General features: G+C 74.9%; 13 protein-coding genes, 3 tRNA genes and 1 pseudogene. 10 read left to right on the top strand and 7 right to left on the bottom strand.

From position 1 onward, the window contains the following. Positions 1-16 precede the first annotated feature (16 nt). On the bottom strand, positions 17-1,111 hold the full coding sequence (locus AB0D10_RS09960) for an EamA family transporter (protein ID WP_360253807.1): 1,095 nt from the start codon (positions 1,109-1,111) through the stop codon (positions 17-19). Between the two features lie 152 nt (positions 1,112-1,263). On the opposite strand from AB0D10_RS09960, the gene AB0D10_RS09955 reads away from it, so the two are divergent. From AB0D10_RS09955 to AB0D10_RS09945, 3 genes are all read left to right on the top strand, one after another. Then, on the top strand, positions 1,264-2,124 hold the full coding sequence (locus tag AB0D10_RS09955) for a DUF1906 domain-containing protein (protein ID WP_360253805.1): 861 nt from the start codon (positions 1,264-1,266) through the stop codon (positions 2,122-2,124). A 44-nt stretch (positions 2,125-2,168) separates the two neighbouring features. Then, entirely contained in the window at positions 2,169-3,503 is a 1,335-nt protein-coding gene (locus AB0D10_RS09950; RefSeq protein ID WP_360253803.1) for a hypothetical protein, read from the top strand. 271 nt (positions 3,504-3,774) lie between these two features. Continuing rightward, entirely contained in the window at positions 3,775-5,436 is a 1,662-nt protein-coding gene (locus tag AB0D10_RS09945) for a long-chain fatty acid--CoA ligase (protein ID WP_360253801.1), read from the top strand. A 95-nt stretch (positions 5,437-5,531) separates the two neighbouring features. Here the strand turns inward: AB0D10_RS09945 and AB0D10_RS09940 are convergent, their stop codons facing one another. Then, positions 5,532-9,107, bottom strand: coding sequence for a PAS domain-containing protein (locus tag AB0D10_RS09940; protein WP_360253799.1), 3,576 nt, complete (start codon positions 9,105-9,107; stop codon positions 5,532-5,534). Positions 9,108-9,285: 178 nt separating this feature from the next. On the opposite strand from AB0D10_RS09940, the gene AB0D10_RS09935 reads away from it, so the two are divergent. From AB0D10_RS09935 to AB0D10_RS09910, 6 genes are all read left to right on the top strand, one after another. Further along, positions 9,286-9,379, top strand: a tRNA-Ser gene (locus AB0D10_RS09935). 263 nt (positions 9,380-9,642) lie between these two features. Next, a tRNA-Arg gene (locus AB0D10_RS09930) sits at positions 9,643-9,718 on the top strand. 31 nt (positions 9,719-9,749) lie between these two features. Then, positions 9,750-9,825: transfer RNA gene (locus tag AB0D10_RS09925), tRNA-Arg, on the top strand. 809 nt (positions 9,826-10,634) lie between these two features. Further along, positions 10,635-13,163, top strand: coding sequence for an Ig-like domain-containing protein (locus AB0D10_RS09920; RefSeq protein ID WP_360253797.1), 2,529 nt, complete (start codon positions 10,635-10,637; stop codon positions 13,161-13,163). Between the two features lie 193 nt (positions 13,164-13,356). After that, positions 13,357-14,637: an SPFH domain-containing protein gene (locus AB0D10_RS09915; RefSeq protein WP_360253795.1), complete on the top strand. Its 1,281-nt coding sequence runs from the start codon at positions 13,357-13,359 to the stop codon at positions 14,635-14,637. Then, positions 14,634-15,647, top strand: a complete 1,014-nt coding sequence (locus AB0D10_RS09910) for a C40 family peptidase (protein WP_360253793.1) — start codon at positions 14,634-14,636, stop codon at positions 15,645-15,647. The genes AB0D10_RS09915 and AB0D10_RS09910 overlap by 4 nt, the downstream gene beginning before the upstream one ends. Before the next feature lie 87 nt (positions 15,648-15,734). Here the strand turns inward: AB0D10_RS09910 and AB0D10_RS09905 are convergent, their stop codons facing one another. Beyond that, a complete protein-coding gene (locus AB0D10_RS09905) occupies positions 15,735-15,860 on the bottom strand; it encodes a hypothetical protein (RefSeq protein WP_360253791.1) in 126 nt (41 codons plus the stop codon). A 142-nt stretch (positions 15,861-16,002) separates the two neighbouring features. Here AB0D10_RS09905 and AB0D10_RS09900 point away from each other — a divergent pair, with 142 nt between their 5' ends. Further along, the gene (locus AB0D10_RS09900) at positions 16,003-16,206 is read left to right on the top strand and encodes a hypothetical protein (protein WP_360253789.1); all 204 of its coding nucleotides are present in this window, start codon (positions 16,003-16,005) and stop codon (positions 16,204-16,206) included. A 54-nt stretch (positions 16,207-16,260) separates the two neighbouring features. Here the strand turns inward: AB0D10_RS09900 and AB0D10_RS09895 are convergent, their stop codons facing one another. From AB0D10_RS09895 to AB0D10_RS09880, 4 genes and pseudogenes are all read right to left on the bottom strand, one after another. After that, entirely contained in the window at positions 16,261-17,265 is a 1,005-nt protein-coding gene (locus tag AB0D10_RS09895) for an endo alpha-1,4 polygalactosaminidase (protein WP_360253787.1), read from the bottom strand. A gap of 22 nt (positions 17,266-17,287) precedes the next feature. After that, on the bottom strand, positions 17,288-17,983 hold the full coding sequence (locus AB0D10_RS09890) for a spherulation-specific family 4 protein (RefSeq protein WP_360253785.1): 696 nt from the start codon (positions 17,981-17,983) through the stop codon (positions 17,288-17,290). After that, complete coding sequence (locus AB0D10_RS09885; protein WP_360253783.1) at positions 17,980-18,897, bottom strand: NAD(P)-dependent oxidoreductase; 918 nt, start codon at positions 18,895-18,897, stop codon at positions 17,980-17,982. The genes AB0D10_RS09890 and AB0D10_RS09885 overlap by 4 nt, the downstream gene beginning before the upstream one ends. A 125-nt stretch (positions 18,898-19,022) precedes the next feature. After that, positions 19,023-19,724: pseudogene (locus AB0D10_RS09880) on the bottom strand (nucleotidyltransferase family protein); the annotation flags it as partial. Positions 19,725-19,779 lie beyond the last annotated feature (55 nt).

Genomic DNA, 19,779 nt, shown 5'->3' with positions numbered 1-19,779 from the left:
CTGTGCGCCGGCGCGCCTACCGTCGCCCGGTCAGCGTGGCGCCCACGCTGGCCGCCACCACGCAGCCGATCCCGGCCAGCTGCGGCACACCCAGCAGCTGGCCCAGCACCACCAGGCCGACCAGCGCGCTGACCGCCGGCTCCAGGCTGACCAGCACGCTGAACACCCGCTGCGGCATCCGCCGCAGCGCGGTCATCTCCAGCGCGTAGGGGATCACCGGCAGCAGCAGCGACACCCCGGCCACCGAGGCGAGCAGCACCACCGGCGAGGCGCCGGGCGCGGTCAGCCCGTGCCAGGCCTCGCCGAGCCCGAGCGGAGCCAGCGCCAGCGCGCCGACCGTCATCGACACCGCCAGCCCCTGGAACCCCTGGAAGGCCGCGCCGACCTTGTCGGTGAACAGGATGTACGCGGCGTAGCAGGCGGCCGCGCCGAAGGCGCACAGCAGGCCGACCGGGTCGAGCGAGCCGCCGCCGTCCCCCTCGCCGAGCAGGGTCAGCAGCACCACGCCGGCGGCCGCGAGCAGCGCCCAGAGCAGGTGGCCGGCACGGCGGGCGAAGACCAGGGCGACCGCGAGCGGGCCGAGGAACTCGATGGTCGCGGCGGTGCCCATCGGCAGCCGGTCGATCGCCCCGGCGAACAGGCAGGTCATCCCGGCCGAGGCCATGCCGAGCAGTGCGGCCGCGCCGAGGTCGCGCGGGCTCTTGTCGCGCAGCTTCGGGCGGGTGACGGCGAGCAGGATCACGGCGGCGAAGCCGAGCCGCAGGAAGGTGGTGCCGCTGACCCCGAGCGGGCCGAACAGCGGCTTGGACAGCGCGATTCCGGTCTGCACGAGGAACATCGCGGTCAGGCAGAGAAGCGGCGCCGGGATCCTCCTCCGGCCTTCGGCCGGGGAGCCCCCCGTCGGGCGCCGCAGGACCTTGCCGAACCGGCCGGTGGACCGGCCGGACCGTGTTCCGGGCGGCGCCGCGGGTCCGGACGCCCCACCTCGTCGCCAGCTGCCCCGCTCGCCGGCAGGCTCGCCCTTGGGGGCGGGCGGCATGGCGAGGGCCTCGGCGACGGCGGTGGCCGACGACGAGGCTGCGGAGGTTTCGCTGGTATGGGAGGTGGGCATAGCGGCGAGTTTGCCGTAAGGAGTGATAAGTCAGCAAGCTCGTTACCAAAATGTGGACGGATACGGACGGGTGCGTCCGAAAGGGTGGACGCGCGCGGGCTCGGCGGCGTGGCTTCCGCATTCGTCCGACGATCCGTCAGTACCAAGGCGTGGTGCGCTATCTCCGCCCCGCGGCCCTCCTCGCCGCCTCCCTCGTGCTCCTGCTGGCCACCGACGGGACGGGCGCGAGCGCGGGAGCCGCCGTCGCCGTCCCCCGCATCCGGGCCGTCACCCTCCCGGACCGGCCCGGCCCGCTCCACTTCAGCGAGAGCTGGAGCGGCACCGCCTTCGACGCCTGCAGCGCGCCCCCGCTCGACACCCTGCGGGCCTGGCGCACCGCCTCCCCGTACGGGGCGGTCGGCATCTACCCCAGCGGGTCCCAGCGCGGCTGCGGCCAGCCCCGACTCACCGTCGAGTGGGTGCGCCAGGCGCGCGCGATGGGCTGGCGCTTCCTTCCGGTGCACGTCGGACTGCAGGCGCCGTGCAGCGACCCGGGCCGCAAACCCCGGCGGATCGACCCGGCGAAGGCCGCGCAGCAGGGCCGCGACGAGGCGGCCGAAGCCGTCCGCGCGCTGCGGTCGCTCGGCTTCGGCCCGGGCGACCCGGTCTACCTGGACATCGAGGCCTACCCGATGCGCGACCCGGCCTGCGGACAGGCGGTGGTCGACTTCACCCTCGGCTGGACCCAGGCCCTGCACTCCGCCGGCTACCGCTCCGGCTTCTATTCCAGCCTCGACTCCGGCATCGCCGACCTGGCCGCCGCCGCCCGGGCCGGCAGCTCCCCGCTGCCCGACGCGCTCTGGTACGCCCGCTGGGACGACCACGCCGACACCGCCGGCTCCGGCGGCCTCGACCCCGACCTGTGGAGCGTCCACCAGCGCGTCCACCAGTACCGCGGCAACGTCGCGGAGTCCTACGGCGGCGCCACCCTCACCGTCGACCGCGACCAGGTGGACGGCCCTACCGCCGGCTGACCCCGCCGGTAGGGTGGCCCCCGATCCGGCACAGGGGGGCGGAAATGGCGAACGACCAGGAACACGGCGGCCCGAACGGCTACGGCCACGGTGCCGCGAACGGTTACGGCCACGGCGCCGCGAACGGTTACGGCCACGGCGCCGCGGGCGACCAGGGCGCGGTGCCGCCGCAGAACCCGTACGGACAGCCGGCGCCGTACGGACACAACCCGTACGCCCAGCCCGTCCCGCCCCCGCAGCCGTACCCGGCCCAGCCCGTCCCGCCGCAGCCGTACGGCGCCCAGCCGCCCGTCGCCACGTCGCCGTACGGCACCCGGGAGCCGTCCGTCGCCCGCCCGGAAGCCGCCCAACAGCCCGTCCCTGCACAACAGTTGGGCGTGCCGTCGCAGCCCGGCGGCTTCCCCGGCCCGCTGCCCCGCCGCAACCGCTTCGCGGTGCTGCTGCAGTTCCTGCTGCAGTGGATCTACGCCCCGCTCTGGATCGTCGGACTGGTCATCCTCTTCGCCGTCCTGATCCTCTCGGACTACAACGGCGGCGGTCCCGACTCCGACGGCTGGCTGAGGGTCAACCGCAGCTTCATCCCGCCGCGCCGCCTGCGCGCCGAGCTCACCGGCCGCCCGGAGGACTGGGAGCGCTACGTCACCCCGGTCATCGAGCGCCGGATCGCCGCCGCCGAGGCCAAGCACGCGGCCGGCGGCGGCGAGGTACGGGCCGACCTCGGCCGGGAGGTGTCGTTCGGGCTCGCCGACCGCCTCTACCGGGGCCTCGGCGCGGCCGGCGTGGTCCGGATCGGCGAGCGGTACGGCTGGCGGGGGGCACGGCCCTCCGGCACCGGCAGCGAGCACGTCCGGCTGGTCCGCCACTTCCCCGCCCCGACCGGCCTGAACGCCCCCGCCCCGCAGGACCCGCCCGCCGCCCCCGGCACCCCGTGGGGCCCGCAGCCGACCCGCTCCGCCCTGCTGCTGCCGTTCGTCTTCGTGCTCCAGGTCCTCTACGTCCCGGTGTACGGCCTGGCGACCTTCTGGGTGGACCGCCCCGAGCCCGACTACTGGGAGCGCTGGGGCGCCCGCTGGACGGTCGGCCCGCGCGCCTTCCGCGCCGAGTTCACCGACAGCCCCGCCGCCTGGGACCGCCACATCCGCCGCATCCTCGACCGCGACACCAAGCGCGAACTCTCCCGCGCCGCCGACACCTACCGCACGGTCACCGCCCCCGACGGCACCTTCCACCGCCGCATCCGGCTCCACCGCGCCACCTACCGCGGCGCCGGCGCCCACCGGGCCCTGCGCCTCGCCGCCGAACAGGGCTGGACCCTCGACCCCGCCTACACCCCCGACCCCGCCAACTCCCTCCGCCTCTGCCGCCGCGACCACCGCTGACCCCGGCCGCACCGGAACCCGCCTTGCGTTCTTCTGACGATCCGGTGCTGACGCGGTACGGCGAGATCCCCGCCGACGTGCGTTCCCGGCTCCCGGAGCTCCTGCGACGGCGGGCGGAGGGCGGGTCCGGCGCGAATCCGTGATCCGTGCAACGGGGCCGGGATGCTGACAGGGGTGGCGCGGGGCGGCAAAATCGGGCAGGTCGGCGCGCATTACCGCCCGGTAGGTGCCGCAGGCGAAGCCGCCAGTGCCGCCAGGTCAAGGAGGACCCGTGTTCAGCACGATGCAGGACGTCCCGCTCACCGTCGCCCGAATCCTGGAGCACGGGTCCACGATCCACGGCCGCTCGACCGTGACCACCTGGGACGGCACCGGACCGGTCGTCCGCACGTACGCCGAGGTGGGCGCGCGGGCCGCGCAGCTGGCGTGCGCGCTGCGCGACGAGCTCGGGGTCACCGGGGACGACCGGGTCGCCACCCTGATGTGGAACAACGCCGAGCACCTGGAGGCGTACCTCGCCGTCCCCGCCATGGGGTCCGTGCTGCACACGCTGAACCTGCGGCTGCCCGCCCAGCAGCTGTCGTTCATCGTCAACCACGCCGCCGACCGCGTGATCATCGTCAACGGCACGGTCCTCCCGCTGCTCGCCGCCGTCCTGCCGGACCTCGCGCCCACGCTCAGGCACATCGTGGTGAGCGGTCCCGGTGACCGGTCGCTGTTGGCCGGCTTCGCGGGCGGCGTGCACGACTACGAGGAGCTGATCGCGGGCCGGCCCACCGCGTTCCCGTGGCGGGGCGACCTCGACGAGCGGCAGGCCGCGGTGCTCTGCTACACCTCCGGAACCACCGGTGACCCCAAGGGCGTGCTCTACAGCCACCGCTCGGTGTACCTGCACTGCCTGCAGGTCAACACCGGCGACAACTTCGCCTTCACCCCGCGCGACATCGCGCTGCCGGTGGTCCCGATGTTCCACGTGAACGCCTGGGGCATCCCGCACGCCGCCTTCATGTCCGGCGCCGGCCTGCTGATGCCGGACCGCTTCCTCCAGCCCAAGCCGATGGCCGAGATGATCGCCGCCGTCCGCCCCACCGTCAGCGCCGCCGTCCCCACCATCTGGAGCGGCCTGCTGGACGAACTCGACGCGGGCGACTACGACACCTCCAGCCTGCGCATGGTGGTCATCGGCGGCAGTGCCTGTCCGCCGTCGCTGATGAAGGGCTTCGAGGAGCGCCACGGCATCCGGGTCATCCACGCCTGGGGCATGACCGAGACCTCGCCGCTGGGCTCGTTCGCCCAGCCGCCGGGCGGTCTCACCCCCGAGGAGGAGTGGCCGTACCGGGTCACCCAGGGCATCTTCCCGGCTTCCGTCGAGGCCCGGCTGATCGGCCCGGGCGGTGAGCGGATGCCGCACGACGGCGTCTCGGCGGGCGAGCTGGAGGTGCGCGGACCGTGGATCGCGGGGGCGTACTACGGCGGCGCCGGGCAGGACCCGGTGCGCCCGGACGACAAGTTCTCCGAGGACGGCTGGCTGCGCACCGGTGACGTCGGCACGATCACCGCGGACGGCTACCTGACCCTGACCGACCGGGCCAAGGACGTCATCAAGTCCGGTGGCGAGTGGATCTCCTCGGTCGAGCTGGAGAACCAGCTGATGGCGCACCCCGAGGTGGCCGAGGCGGCCGTGGTCGCCGTCCCGGACGAGAAGTGGGGCGAGCGCCCGCTGGCCACGGTGGTGCTGCGTCCGGGCGCGACCGTCGGGCTGAGGGAGCTGCGGGCCTTCCTGGCCGAGCGGATCGCGGCCTGGCAGCTGCCCGAGCGCTGGTCGATCGTGGAGTCGGTGCCGAAGACCTCGGTCGGCAAGTTCGACAAGAAGGTGATCCGGGCCGGCTACGCGGCGGACGAGCTGGACGTCACGGTGCTCGGCAAGGAGTAGTCGCGGGCCCGTGAGGAGGGCCGGTCACTCCCGTACGGAACGGGGGTGACCGGCCCTTCGACGCTTCCCGGGGGCGCGGCGCGTCCCGGCGCGGCTCAGCCCGCGGCGGCGACCCCTGCCTCGCCCATCGCGCCGATGCGTCCGAGCAGGTCGACGATCCGGCCCTGGACGTCCTCGCTGGTCGAGCGCTCGGCGAGGAACAGGACCGTCTCGCCGGTGCGCAGCCGGGGCAGTTCGCGCGGGTCGAGGTCGACCGAGGTGTAGACGACGAGCGGGGTGCGGTGCAGCCGGTCGTTGGCGCGCAGCCAGTCCAGCAGGCCGACCCGGCGGCGGCGGATCTGCAGCAGGTCCATCACCACCAGGTTGGGCTGCACGCTGCTGGCGCGGGCCACGGCGTCGTTCTCGTCCACGGCGTGCTCGACGTGCATGCCGCGCCGTTCCAGGCTGCTGATCATGGCGGCGGCGATGTCCGGGTCGCCCTCGACCAGCAGGACCCGCGGGGCGTGGTGCTCGCCGTCGCGCGGGGCGAGGGCGCGCAGCAGCACGGCCGGGTCGGCGCCGTACACGGCGTCCCGGGTGGACTGGCCGAGGCCGGCGGTGACCAGCACCGGGACGCGGCGGTTGAGCGCGGCGGTGCGCAGCGACTGCAGTGCGGTGCGGGTGATCGGGCCGGTGAGCGGGTCGACGAAGAGGGCGGCGGGGAAGCCGGAGACCTGGGCGTCGACCTCCTCGCGGGAGCTGACGATCACCGGGAGGTAGCCGCGCGCTTGGAGGGCCTGCCTGGTCGCCGGGTCGGGCTCGGGCCAGACCAGCAGCCGCCGGGTGTTGGCCAGCTCGCCGCCGCCGGTCGGTGACTGCTCGGGGGCGGGCCGCTCGTCGGCGGCCGGGAGTTCGGCCATCGCGCGCGGGGCGGTCCGGGCCTCGGCAGGCACGGCGGGCAGTGGCGGGGCGCCGAGCGGTCGCGGCGGGGTGAGTTCGCCCAGGCCGGTGCCGACCGGGCGCGGGGCCTGCGGTTCCTCGGCGGCGGGCAGCGCGGGCCGGGCGGGCTCCAGCGCGGTGCCGGGCGCACCCGTCTCCTGGCCGGACGGACCGGACGGTGCGGGCTGGCCGGAGGGCGCGGGCTGGCCGGAGGGCGCGGGCAGTACGGGGGGCGCGGACGGGGCGGTGGCGCCCGTCGACGCGTCCGGGCCGGGGCCCGGCGGGACGGCCAGCCGGCGGCGGCGGCCGGTGGGCGCGGCGGCGGCCTGCTCGGGCGGTGCGGGTGCGGGGCCGGCCGGCAGGGCGTGTTCCAGGCCGGGGTACACCGGGGTGTCGGTCACGCCGGGCAGGGCGAAGCCGCCGGAGGAGTCCTCGGTGGAGGGGAGGGCGCGTCGGCGGCGGGGCTTGGGCTCGCCGGCGGACCCGTCCGGGGCGGTCCCGTCGGTGGGGGTGCCGCCCGGTGGGGTGCCGTCGGCGGCGGGGGCGTCGGCCGGAGCGGCGGCCGGGGTGGCCGGCTGGGACGCGGTCGGGCCCGGGCCGAGGGCCAGCGGCTCACGGCCGCCGGAGCGGTTCTGCTGGGCCCGCTCGCCCTGGACGGGCACGGCGTAGGCGGGGCCGGAGCGGCCGTCGTCCTTGCCCCACGGGTCGCTCTGCGCGCCGTCCGGACCGGCCAGGCCCTGGCGGCCGTACGCGGGGTCGTTGCCGGTGCCGTTCCACTGCTCGGGGACGGCCCGCTCGACCCGGGCGGGGGCGTTCGGCCACTGGTCGGCGGGGATGTCGGGAGCGGCGGGCGGGGTGGGCGCCGGGGTCTCGCCGGCGGGGCGGCCGCGGCGGCCGCGGCGCTCGGTGGCCGGGGGTTCCTCGGCGGGCGTCCGCTCGGCGGCCGGGGCTTCGCGGCCCGGCTGTCGGCCGGACTCGGCGGTGTCGGCGGTCTCGCCGCTGCTGGGCAGCTGCGGGATGCCCGGCAGTTCGGGCAGGACGGCGCTGTCGCTCTCCTTGGGCCGGTCGGAGCGGCCCTCGGCGGTGGCGCGTTCGGCGGCGGCCTTCGCGGCGGCCGGGTCCAGCGGCAGTTCGACGACGTAGGTGGTGCCGGCCTTGCCGGGCAGCTCGTGCGGCTGGAGCACGCCGCCGTGCCGCTCGACCACCGAGCGGGCTATCGGCAGGTGGACGGGGCTGCCGCCCACGCCGGGGCCGCGGATCTCGACCCGGGCGACCTCGCCGCGCTGGGCGGCGGCCAGGACGACGGTCGGCACCTCGGGGGCCGGCGGCAGCGCGGGGGCGCCGCCGGCCAGGCCGGGCACGGTCAGCCCGGGGGAGGGGGCGGCGGGCGGGTCCAGGTCGAGGCGGGCGCCGCTGACGTCGGCGACCAGGTGGGCCAGGGCCTGGGCGAGCCGGCGCTCGTCGGCGATCACCTCGACTGCGGCGGCGTGCACCGAGAAGCGGACCCGGCCGGGGCCGACCAGCTCGCCGGCCTCCTCGACGGCCCGGCGGACCACCTTGTCCAGGGCGACCGGCACCCGGGCGGCGGCCTTGCGCCGGCTCTTGCCGTCCTTGCCCGGCTCGGCGGCCCCGGACTCCTTGCCGTCCCCGGACTCCTTGCCGTCCTTGGCCTCCGCCGTGCCGCCCTCGCCGGCCTCGGAGCGCTGGTGGTCGAGGACGCCGTCGATCAGCTTCCCGAAGCGGCGGCACTCGGCGGCGAGCCGGCGCAGCGTCCAGTTGGCCTCCGGCCAGAGCTGTCCGGCCGGGTCGGCGGCGAGCGCGTCCAGCCGCTGGTTCAGCGCGGTCAGCGCGCCGCCCAGTTCGCTCTCCAGGACGGCGGTGAGGTGCTCGTTGCGGGCGACCAGGGCGAGTTCGCGGCTGCGGTCGGTGAAGGTCATCACCGCGCCGACCAACTGGTCGCCGTCCCGGACCGGGGCGGTGGTGAGGTCGACGGTGACCGGACGGCCGTCCTTGCGCCACAGCACCGTGCCGCGCACCCGGTGCTTGCGCCCGGAGGTCAGGGTGTCCAGCAGCGCGGACTCCTCCAGCGCCAGCGGGCTGCCGTCGGCCCGGGAGTGCTGGATCAGCGGGTGCAGCTCACGCCCGCCCAGTTCGCTCGCCCGGTACTCCAGGATGTGCGCGGCGGCCGGGTTGACCAGCACGCAGCGCCCTTCGAGGTCCACGCCGAGCACGCCCTCGGCGGCGGCGCGCAGGATCATCTCGGTCTGCTTGTGCTGGCGGCGCAGTTCGGCCTCGACGCCGAGCCGGCCGGAGAGGTCGCGGACCAGCAGCAGGAGCAGGTCGGAGGAGGACGGCGAACGGGAGCCCTCGCGGTACGGGTCGTACGGGACGAGCGGGGAAAGCGCGTAGCCGCGGCTGTTGTCGTTGTCGTCGGCGAAGTCGTTGCCGGAGACCTCGACCGGGAAGGTGGTGCCGTCGGTGCGGTGGGCGGTCATCCGGACCGGGCGGTCGAGGGCGTCGCCGTCGCGGGTGGCCGGGCGCATCGAGCCGGGGATCCGACTGGGGTCGAACTCGGGCAGCAGGCCCAGCACGCCCATGCCCACGAGTGAGGTGCCGGGCGCCTGCAGGGCCTGCACGGCCGCGCTGTTGGCGTCCACGACGGTGCCGTTGCTGTTCACCAGCAACAACGCGTCGGGCAGGGCGTCGAGTATGGCGGCGAGGCGAGCAGCGCCTCGGATCGGCCTGCTGCTCACGTCGACAGGTCTCCTCGGCTCGGGGCAGCTCCTCCGGAGACGGCAGTATCTCATTCTTCTTTGCGGCGGGGACGACCCGCCTAGTAACGTTGGCGGTGGTTGGTGCCGGGCCCCAGGGTTGTGGCATCATCACTGACACACGGAACGGGTCCGCTTCGCGCGGGTGCGGTCCATGTGGGGAGGCTTCGCCTAGTCCGGTCTATGGCGCCGCACTGCTAATGCGGTTTCGGGGTTATTCCTGATCGAGGGTTCAAATCCCTCAGCCTCCGCCAGTCGGGAGCCCCCGTCGACGATCACGTCGGCGGGGGCTCTTCGCATTTCCGGGGCAGGTCGGGTCCGGCCCGTGCCTGCTCCCGCGCCCCGTTCCCGCTTCTCCCGGGCCCCGTCGCGGACCGGTCGCGGCCCCGTCGCGGACCGGTCGCGGACCGGGCGGGAGCAGGCCAGGAGCGGTCCCGGGGTAATCGATTTCGCCCCACGTCGCAGGTCATGTAATGTTGTCCCCGCAACGCCCCGAGGACACGGTTCACCGGGGCGAGCGCTCATAGCTCAACGGATAGAGCACTTGACTACGGATCAAGAGGTTGCAGGTTCGAATCCTGCTGAGCGCACCAACCACTGCAAGATCGGGTTCGCCCGTTCCTTGCGCTCATAGCTCAACGGATAGAGCACTTGACTACGGATCAAGAGGTTGCAGGTTCGAATCCTGCTGAGCGCACCAACGAGAAGCCCCCGGCCACCGGCCGGGGGCTTCTCCGTTTTCCGGTTCCTCCTTTCGGGTCCGCCCGGCCGGCCGGTCCGCGCCGGCCCGCCGTGCCCGTTCGTGGTGCCCGGTCCGTGGTGCGTCCCGGTGGTCCCGTGAGTCCGCCGGAGGGACCGGGACACTCGCGGTCGAGGTGACGGGCGAGCGGCGGGGCCCGGACCGTTCCCGACGGGTGCGGCGGCCACCCGTTCCGGGGCGCTCCCCCCGGTGCGGCGAGCCATTCGTACGGAGTTCCCCGATGAATGGTCAGGTGCCGGACGCCGGTGTCCGTCGGATAGGCCGGGAATTCCCATTCCCGCGTCCGTCCGGGTGGTATCGAGCGCCTCCCAATGGATGAAATGCAGCCGTTTCGGGTAAATCCCGTCCTGCCGCCCGGATGACCGCCGAACGGGTGGGACACGGCTGAGAGCGCAGGTGTCGTTGTTCGGCCGCTCCGGGATCGTGATTCCTTTTTGTCGGGTCTTGTGTCCACGCCTGCCTCCCGGCAGCCGACCGTGAAGGAGAGCCGGATGAGCCGACAGTTCCCCCGTGCCGCTGCCGCCCTGGCCGTCCTCACGGCCGGGCTGCTGACCGGTTGGGACGCTCCGCTCTCGGCGGCCCGGCAATCCCCTGACGCCTGGTCGGGGGAACACCGCGCGGTGCTGCCCTCTGGACTTTCCGTCCGGATCGATTTCGACGCCTCTCCCGGAGTTGGTTCCGTCGCCGGAGCGGGAGAATTGGCGGAACGGCCGGGAGGGGGGCGAGCCGGAACCCGTTATGCGGACGGAATGCACCCCGGAGATCCCGCGCAGACCTTCGAAATCACTCCGGCCGGTCCGCAGCCGGACGGTTCCTGGCACACCGCCGGAACGCTCCGGCTGACATTCTCCCGGCCGGTCCGCAATCCCCGGCTGCACCTGAGCGGCCTCGCCGCGACCGCCACCGGGAAATCCGGCACCACCGGCACCGAGACCCGGCTCAGCCTCACCGACGGCTCGCCCGCCGTCCCCGCCCTGGTCGGCCGCACCGACTGGACCGGCTGGACGGTCGACGGCAGCACCCTCGCCCCCGCGGGGCGGGACGGCACCTCCGACGGCGCGCCCGGCTCCGCGGCCGAGGGCTCCCTGGAACTCGCCGGGACCGTCCGCACCGCGGCGTTCCGGGTCGAGCAGCGCTCCACCGCCCGGGCCGGCAGCACCACCGCCCCGCCCGTCCTGCGCCAGGCGTACACCGTCACCGTCGACGAGGGCGTGGGCACCGCGCCGCAGGCCTACGGCAACGCCTCGCACGTGGTCTCCGACCTCTTCCTCGGCGCCGACGCCACCAACCCGACGCGGCGCGCCGGGGAGCGGTCCGCCGGGGCCGCGGGCGACGAGCCGCTGGTCCGGCTCGACCACGGCGCCTCGCTGCGCAGCCCCTTCGCCGGCCCGCCGCCCAGGCTGCAACCCGGCCGCGGCGAGTACCCGGGAGCCGACCCGTCGATCAGCTTCCCCGCCGAGGCCGCGATCGGCCGCTACTACCGGCTGACCGTCCTGGTCGAGGTCGGCGACCAGCCCGCCACCCTCGCCGGCTGGATCGACTTCGGGCACACCGGTCGCTTCGAGCCCGCCGAGCGGGTGCAGACCGAGGTCCAGCCCGGCGCCGACACCGCGACCCTGGAGTGGACCGTCCCGTCCGGCGCGGCGTCCGGCGAGACCTGGGCCCGGCTGCGGATCGCCCGGGACACCAGCCAGCTGGTCTCCTCCGGCGGCTTCGCCGACTCCGGGCAGGTCTCCGACCAGCGGATCAAGTTGACCGTCGGAGCCGCCAGGCCCGAGATCGCCGAACCGGTCGACGGCACCGTCCTCGCCGACGCCCGCCCGGAGATCAGCGGCGACGGCGCGGTGGCCGGCGCCACGGTCGAGGTCAGGGAAGGCGACACGGCGCTCTGCCGGGCCAAGGTCGGGCGTGGCGGCGACTGGTCCTGCCACCCCGCCGCGGCACTGGCCGCGGGCACCCACGGCCTCACCCCGGTGGAGACCACCAGCGGCGGCGTGGTGTTGCGCGGTGAACCGGTCAAGGTCGCGGTGAAGACCGCCCCGCCGAACGCCCCCGCGCTCACCCTCCCCGCGTACACCAACGACCCCGAGCTGCAGCTCACCGGCACCGGCGACGCGGGCAGCACCGTCTCGGTCACCGACCGCACCGCCGGCGGCGAACTGTGCAGCACGGCGGTGAGGTCGGCCGGCCGGTGGTCCTGCCTGCCGGTCGAGGGCCTGACGGAGGGGAAGCACCAGCTGGCCCCCGTCGCCGTCGACGCGGCGGGGAACCGGACGGCCGGGCAGCCGGTCACGCTGGTGGTCGACACCGTCGCGCCGGACCGGCCGGTGCTCCGCTCGCCGGCTCCGGGGGAGACCCTGCGAACCAGCCGCCCGACGCTCGTCGGGCGGGCGGAACCGGGTGTGAACGTGCTGGTCACGGCCGGGTCGAGCGCGGGCTCCGAGCAGCGGGCCGTGTTGTGCGGGGCGACGGCGGCGCTCGACGGGAGCTGGACCTGCACCGCCGACCGGGACCTGACGGACGGGGAGCAGTGGCTGACCGTCACGGTCACCGACCAGGCGGGGAACGGGACGTCGGCGGACGCGGTGCGGGTGCGGGTCGCCGCCGGGGCGGTGGTGCCGACTCCGGTCGCTCCGAGCCCGTCGGCTGTGAGCCCGTCGCCGTCGGTGTCGCCGTCGGCTTCGGTCCCGCCGAGCCCGGTGGTGTCGAGCACGACGGTGCCGGTCGCGTCGGGCACGGCCACGGGTTCCCCCTCGGCCTCCGCCCCGGTCGCGGCGAGTCCCGGTCCGTCCGTCGCGGCGGTGCCCGAGGTACCGGTGCGGCCGGGGGTGCTGCCGATCGTCGTTCCGCCGGTGTCCGCTGATCCGTCCGGTCCTGCCGTGCCCGCCGTTCCGAATCCCTCGGCCGCTGCGACCACGGTGAGCGGCGCGACCGCCTCGCCGACCGCGATCCCGAGTCCGAGTCCGAGCCCGAGTCCGACTCCGACCTCTGCCGTCAGCGCGTCCCGAGCCGGCGCCGTGACGCCCGGCGGGTCTTCGCCGGCCGGGTCGGCGGAGCAGGCCGGCTCCGCCGCCGATTCCGCCGGTTCCGCCGCATCAGGGAAGGGCGCGGCCCGGCCGTTGGCCGTGCCACCGGTGGAGCGTTCGCAGAGCGCGGCCGCGGGGTCCGGGGAGGTCGGCCGGCACGCCGGACTCGCCGGGATCCTGCTGGTGCTCGCCGGAATCGGGCTGATCACCCGTCGGGTGTTCGCCCGTGGGCCCGGTGCTCGACGGCGCTGACCTGCGCCGAACCGTCCGACCATCCATTCATGTGCCTGCGCGTCAGGTCGGCTTTGGACGATTCGTCAGTAAATGTCGACACACCTCGACTCAAATGTCGCATTTGATGACGTATGAACTTAGCCTGACCCTGGCACTGCCCGTCAGATCCGGGCCGCCCGTTGCGCGACACACCGACCCAGAGGACCCGTGCATGGACGTCACCCGCGATTCTTCGCAGCGACCCGAAGACCTGACCCAGAGCCTCCCGCCGGCGCTGCCGGAACGTTCCGCCTCCGGGGCCAGCCCGCTGGCCAGGGTCACGGCGGTCAGAACGGCGGAGGCCGCCAAGCCGGTCGGCCCGGCCGACGGCGGACCGGCGACCACCCCGCTGGCGATCGTCCCCGGGCCGTCCTCCGCCGGCCCGGCGGACCTGCGGGACCCGCTGGAGAGGGCCGCCCCGGAGACCGTCGAGCTGCTGGACGCCGCCTCGGCCGGGGCCCCCGCCGCCACGTCCCGGCGTCCGCCGCGCGCCGACCAGGCGCTGCGCGAGCACGGCGCCACCGCGCTGCCCGGCTGGACCGCCCTGCTGGTGGTGCTGCTCGGGCTGGTCGGGGTCGTGTTCCTGCTGCTGCGCACCGGCGTCGTCCCGCACTGGGACCGTCTCGCGGACCTGCGCGGCCCCGCCGCGCGGGCGAGCGGACGGGCCGAGGTGGACACCGCGGCGATCGCCGGGGTCGGCACGGCCGGCCTGCTGGTGGTGCTCGCGTTCGCCGGGCTGCTGGTCAACGCGGGCGGCGAGACCCGGGTGCTGACCCGCTGGGGCCGCTACCGGGGCACCGTCCGCCGGACCGGCCTGGCCTGGGTCAACCCGCTGCTGCGCCGCCGTCGGGTGGACGTGCGGCTGCGGCACTGGCGCAGCGAGCCGGTGAAGGTGGTCGACCGGACCGGCACGCCGATCGTGGTTCGGCTGCTGATCGTCTGGCGGGTCAAGGACACCGCGCGGGCGTTGCTGGCGATCGAGGACCACGAGGGCTACCTGCGCGAGCAGGTCCAGGCGGTGCTCACCCGCACCGCGTCCACGCTGCCCTGCGACAGCAACGCGGCGCCCGGCCCCGCGCTGCGCGACGGGCAGTGGTTCGCCGACGAGCTGACCAGGGCGCTGGCCGCCGAGGTCGCCCCGGCGGGCCTGGAGGTCTACTCGGTGCAGCCGTTGGGGCTGGACTACGCGCCCGAGGTCGCCGAGTCGATGCGCCGCCGACGGCTGGCCGAACTGGACGCGGGCCTGCGGACGGTGCTGGTGGACGACGCGGTGGAGGCGGCGGCGCTCGCCGTCCGCCGTCTGGAGCGAGCGACCGCGCACGAACTGGACGAGGCCGCCCGCAGCGCGCTGATGGAGCAGCTGCTGGTCGCCTTCGTCGCCCCGGCCGGAGTGGCCGCCTCGGTACCGCCCCCGGCCGTCCGTGCCGGGCGGAAGGAAGGACGACCCGCATGAGGATAGCCACCGGCTCGTACGCCGGACCCGCCGTCACGGCCGGTCCGGCCGGCTCGGTCGGTCCGGAGGAGGATCCAGGCCTGATCGGCTTCGAGGAGCTTCTCGGCAGCGTCCCCGCGATCGCCGGTTGCGGTTGCCCGAACTGCGCGCCCCGGCCGCGCACCGCCCGCACCGGGGTGGCGGCAGGCGGCAGCCGAATACACCGTGCCGTGCGGAGCACCTGCCTGGCGACCACCGTGCTGGCGGGCGCCGGCGTGGTCGGGCTGACGGCCGGAGCCGGGTCCGCGCACGCCGCCGCCGGGAAGCAGGGCTGGGACGGGTCGAAGTACTGGTTCAAGAACGGCGCCGGCGAGTGGCGCTGGACCGGCCACTACGAGGTTTACGCCGACCGCACGGGCCGGACCGGCGGCTCGGCCGGGTCGGGCGGGTCAGGCGCCAAGGCCGTCTCCAACGGACCGGCTTCCTCCGCGGGCCCGCGCCAGGGCTGGGACGGGTCGAAGTACTGGTTCAAGAACGGCAGCGGCGAGTGGCGCTGGACCAGCCACTACGACGTCTACCTGGACCGCACCGGGCAGTCCGGCGGCGGTTCGGCCCCGGCCCCCGCCCAGCCCGTCGGCCGTCCGTCCTCGGACACCGCGCCGGCCCCCGGGAGCCGGGAGACGGCCGTCGACTACGCGCTCGCCCAGCTGGGCAAGCCGTACGTCTGGGGCGGTGACGGCCCGTCCGGCTACGACTGCTCGGGGCTGGTGCAGCAGGCCTTCCGGCGCGCGGGGATAAGCCTGCCGCGGGTGGCCGACGACCAGTACGCGGCGACTACGCCGATCACCGCCGGGCAGCTGCGCCGGGGCGACCTGGTGTTCTGGTCGGACAGCGGCCGCGCCTCGGGGATCCACCACGTGGGGATATACCTGGGCGGCGGCACGTTCGTGGAGGCGCCCCGGCCGGGCAAGACCGTCCGGGTCTCGACCCTCGTCGCCGGCTACTACCCGACCCACTTCGGGCGGCCGTGACCCCGCGGACACCACTCCCCCGCCGACACCACCGGGCCCCCGACCGCAGCTCGCGGTCGGGGGCCCGGTGGTGTCCGGTGACGGTGCTCAGGCGAGGGAGGCGGCGTCCAGGAGGGCGGTCTGCTCCGGGGTGAGCTGCAGCGTGGCGCCGGCCAGCAGCGGCGGGAGCTGCTCGACGGTGCGGGCGCTGGCGATCGGGGTGATCGCAGTCAACCCGATCCCGTGGTGGGGCATTCCGTGCGCCGCCGGGTGTTCACGAGCCCGTCGCACCACCGTCGCACGCCGGGGTGGTGCGTCGGCCGGGAAGGGGGTCCGGGCTGTGCCTGAGGTGGGCCGATTCGTTAGAGTCCCTGCCATGGCTGACAACGACTACGACCCCGCCGGCAGCACTCAGATGTTCCGGGCGTTCGTCGACGAGACCCCGGCACGCCAGGAGCCGGGCAACGTTTCCACCTACGGCCGCAGCAGCGGCGGCGGCAGCCGGACCGGCGTGGTCACGCTGATCGCCGTCGTCGCGGTGGCCGTCCTCGGTGCCGTCATCTGGCTGGCGGTCAAGTGACCTTCGCGCGGGTGACCCTCGTCCGGGTCACCCGCGCGACGGGAGTGGAACACCTCAACAGGGCTTGCGCCAGGCGTTCAGGTCGAGCTTCTTCTGCATCGAACTGAAGCCCAGCGACTTGGCCTTGGCGCAGAACTGACCCGTGTCGAGCTTGTACTCGACGTGGAAGACCGCCTTGCCCGCCTTGACGAACGGCGCGACGCGGTCGCACTCGTCGAACTGCGAGCACTCCTCGTTGACCGCGAAGTCGAAGTCCGGCAGCAGTGCGGTGATCTGGTCCAGGTCGTTCTTCAGGCCGATGGCCAGGCCGCGTTCGTGCGCGAGCTGCGCCAGCATCCGGTTGTACTTGAGCTGGTCGTCGGGGGTCAGCGGGAATCCGCTGTTCTGGTTGTAGGCCTCGATGGTGTCCGGCTCGATGGCGTCGAAGCCCTTGCCCTTGCACATGTCGAAGCGGGCGGCCATCAGCGGCTTCAGCTGGTCGAGCTTGCGGATGTCGAACCACTTCTCGCCCTTCCAGCCGGTGTCCGAACCCTGCAGGGCCTTGGCGAAGGTGGCGGAGTCGGGGCGGAAGTCCTCCCAGGAACCGGCGTTGATGTAGCAGATCACCTTGCGGCCCTTGGCGTGCAGCGCGGCCACCACCGAGGCGTCGTTCTCGAAGCCGTCGATGTCGTAGACCGGGACGTCCACCGACTGGTCCACGGGGCCGCCGCCGAGCTGCCACTGCCAGGCCAGGCCCGGGGTGGGCTGCCAGCGGGCGCCGGTCGGCTGCGGGGCGGTGGTGCCCGGCGGGGTGGTGCCCGGGGGAGTGGTGCCGCTCGGCGTGCCCGGAGCCGTGCTCGTGGCGGGGTCGCCGGGCGGAGTGGGGGGCGGCGTGCCGTCGGGGGTGCCCGGGTCGGTGGTGCCGGGCGTGCCCGGGGCGGTGGCCGCGGGCGGGGTGCTGGGGGAGCCGTCGGCCGAGTCGTCGTCATCGGAACCGGAGCTGCTGCACGAGGTGGCCAGCAGGGCGGTGGCGGTGGCGAGGGCCAGAGCGGCCGGCAGGAGCCGGTTGCGGCGGTTCACGGTAGTCGAACTCCGGATCGGGTCAGGTCAGTTCAGCGGCGGTCAGACCGTACGGCAGGGTGCGCCACGGATTGTCCCCGGCGCCGGGCACGGCGCAGCCGACGCCGGCCCGACGGGCGGTGATCAGGGCGCTCGCGTCCTGGGCGTGCTCGGGCGGGACGTCGTAGACCAGGTGGCAGAAGCGGGAGGCCGCGTGCCGGCCGGTCCACAGCGGTTGTGTCATCGCGCGGTAGGTGTCCCAGTCCCCCTCGAAGGTGACCAGCAGGTCGGCCAGGCCCACCTCGGCGTAGCCCGGGTCCGGGTGCTCGCCGTGACCGAAGATCACGGTGCCGCAGCCGGCCGCGCGGGCCGCCGTGGCCAGCCGCCGGTAGTGCGCCAGCGCGCCCGGATGGGTCGTCACCTGGTCGAGGTACACGCCGGTGATGCCGTGCCGCTGGCGGTACGTCAGGATGTCCGCGACCACGGCCGCGTGGGGCCTGCGGCCGTAGTCGGTGTCGGCGTACCCGACCAGCGGCAGCCCGGCCGCGCGCAGTTCGTCGGCGGCCTCGGCGAAGACGTTGTCCGGGACCTCGCCCGGACCGTCGGCGAGGTTGAGCACGACGGCGGCGATCCGGTCGGGATCGGCGGCGGCGACCGCCCGCCAGGCCGCCGGGTCCACCGCGGGGTGGACGTACAGCGGCACCAGCAGGCGGCCGTCGGGGACGTGCCCGGTGGTCATGCGACCACCGGGGTCGGCGTGGGCCCGCCGGCGCCGAGCCACAGGTCGCGCAGGGTGTCGGCGAGGTCCGTCTCCGGGCGCCAGCCGAGCTCCCGGGCGGCGGCCGACACGTCGGCCTGCTGCCAGGAGACCGCGGCCGAGCGCTCGGAGCCCGCCCCGCTCTCGTCGATCCGGCCGGTGAAGCCTGCCGCGGCGACCAGCCCGTCGGCTATCGCCCGGACCTGCTTGGCCCGCCCGGAGGCGAGGTTGAGCACCCGGGGGAGCGGACGGTCGGCCGCGACCGCCAGACCGACGGCTTCGGCGACGTCGCGGGCGTCGACGAAGTCGCGGTAGGCGGAGAGGTCGCCGACCGTCACCACGCCGTCGGCGCCCTCGGGCGCCACCCTGCGCAGCTCGGCGGCCAGCCGGCCGGGCAGCGAGCCCGCCGGTGCGCCGGGGCCGACCGGGTTGAACACCCGCAGCACCACGGCGTCCAACGGCGAGCCGGTCACCGCGAGGGAGCCGGCCAGCTTGGTCGCGCCGTACACGCCGACCGGGCGGGCGTCGGCGTCCTCGGACAGCGAGCTGCCCTGTGCGCAGACGCCGTACTCGCCGGCCGAACCGATGTGCACCAGACGGGCCTTGGGGGCGCCGAGCTGCAGCGCCTCGCAGAGGACCGCCGGGCCGCGCGCGTTCACCTCGGCGAGCTTGACCGCGCTGCCGGCCACCGCGCCGGCGAAGTTGACCACCGCGTCGGGGGCCAGCGCGGCCAGTTCCTCACCGAGCGGGCCGGCCTGGGCGGTGGCCAGGTCGAGCCGCAGGTCGTGGGCGGGCCGCCGGCCCGCGGTCAGCACGGTGGCACCGGGCAGCGACCGCAGGACGGCGGCGGCGTGACGGCCCAGGAAGCCGTCGCCGCCGAGGAGCAGAATTCTCACGCGGCCCGTCCGTCGTTCTCGGCGCCCGCGGCGGCGGGCTCGTCGGCGGTGTCGTCCGGGGCGGTGCGGGCGGCCGGGACCGGCAGCTCCGCGACGCTCGCCGTGACGACGGCCGACTCGAAGGGCATCAGGACCGGGCGGATGGTCGAGAACTCGGCGTTGGCCCGGTCGTAGTCGTCCGGCCGGCCGATGTCGAGCCAGTAGCCGCCGAACTCGTACGCGGACGGCGGGGTCTTGGCGGCCAGCAGGTCCAGCACCAGCTCGTCGAAGCCCAGCGGCAGGCCCGGGGTGTACTTGGCGAGCGCCGAGCGCGAGACGCCGTACACGCCCATCGAGACGCGGTAGTCGATGCTGGGCTTCTCCTGGAAGCCGGTGATGCTGCCGGAGTCGCTGGTCAGCACGCCGAAGTCGATCTTGACCTGGCGGGCGTAGGTGGCGATGGTCAGCGGGGCACCGGACGACTCGTGGTGCTTGAGCACCCCGGCGAAGTCCAGGTCGGTCAGGATGTCGCCGTTCATCACCAGGAAGTGCTCGGGCAGGCGGTCCTGCATGGTGAGCAGCGGGCCCATGGTGCCGAGCGGGCTGTCCTCGACGGCGTAGCCGACCCGCAGGCCCCACTGGGAGCCGTTGCCGACGTAGGCGCGGATGATGTGGCCGAGGTGGCCGATGGCCAGGGTGACGGACTGGAAGCCCGCGGCTGCGAGCTGGCGCATCACGATCTCCAGGATCGCGTGCTGGTCGCCGATCGGAACGAGCGGCTTGGGGAGCGCGGTGGTGTACGGGCGCAGACGAACGCCCTTGCCGCCGGCCAGGATCACTGCATGCATGTTGTTTCCCCCACGGAAAGGATGTGCAGGACACGAACCTTGGTTACCAGGACGA

Source organism: Kitasatospora sp. NPDC048545 (genome assembly GCF_040651155.1).
Lineage (GTDB): Bacteria > Actinomycetota > Actinomycetes > Streptomycetales > Streptomycetaceae > Kitasatospora.
Note: the sequence above shows the minus strand (reverse complement) of the source record. Positions and strands in the feature narration are given on the sequence as shown.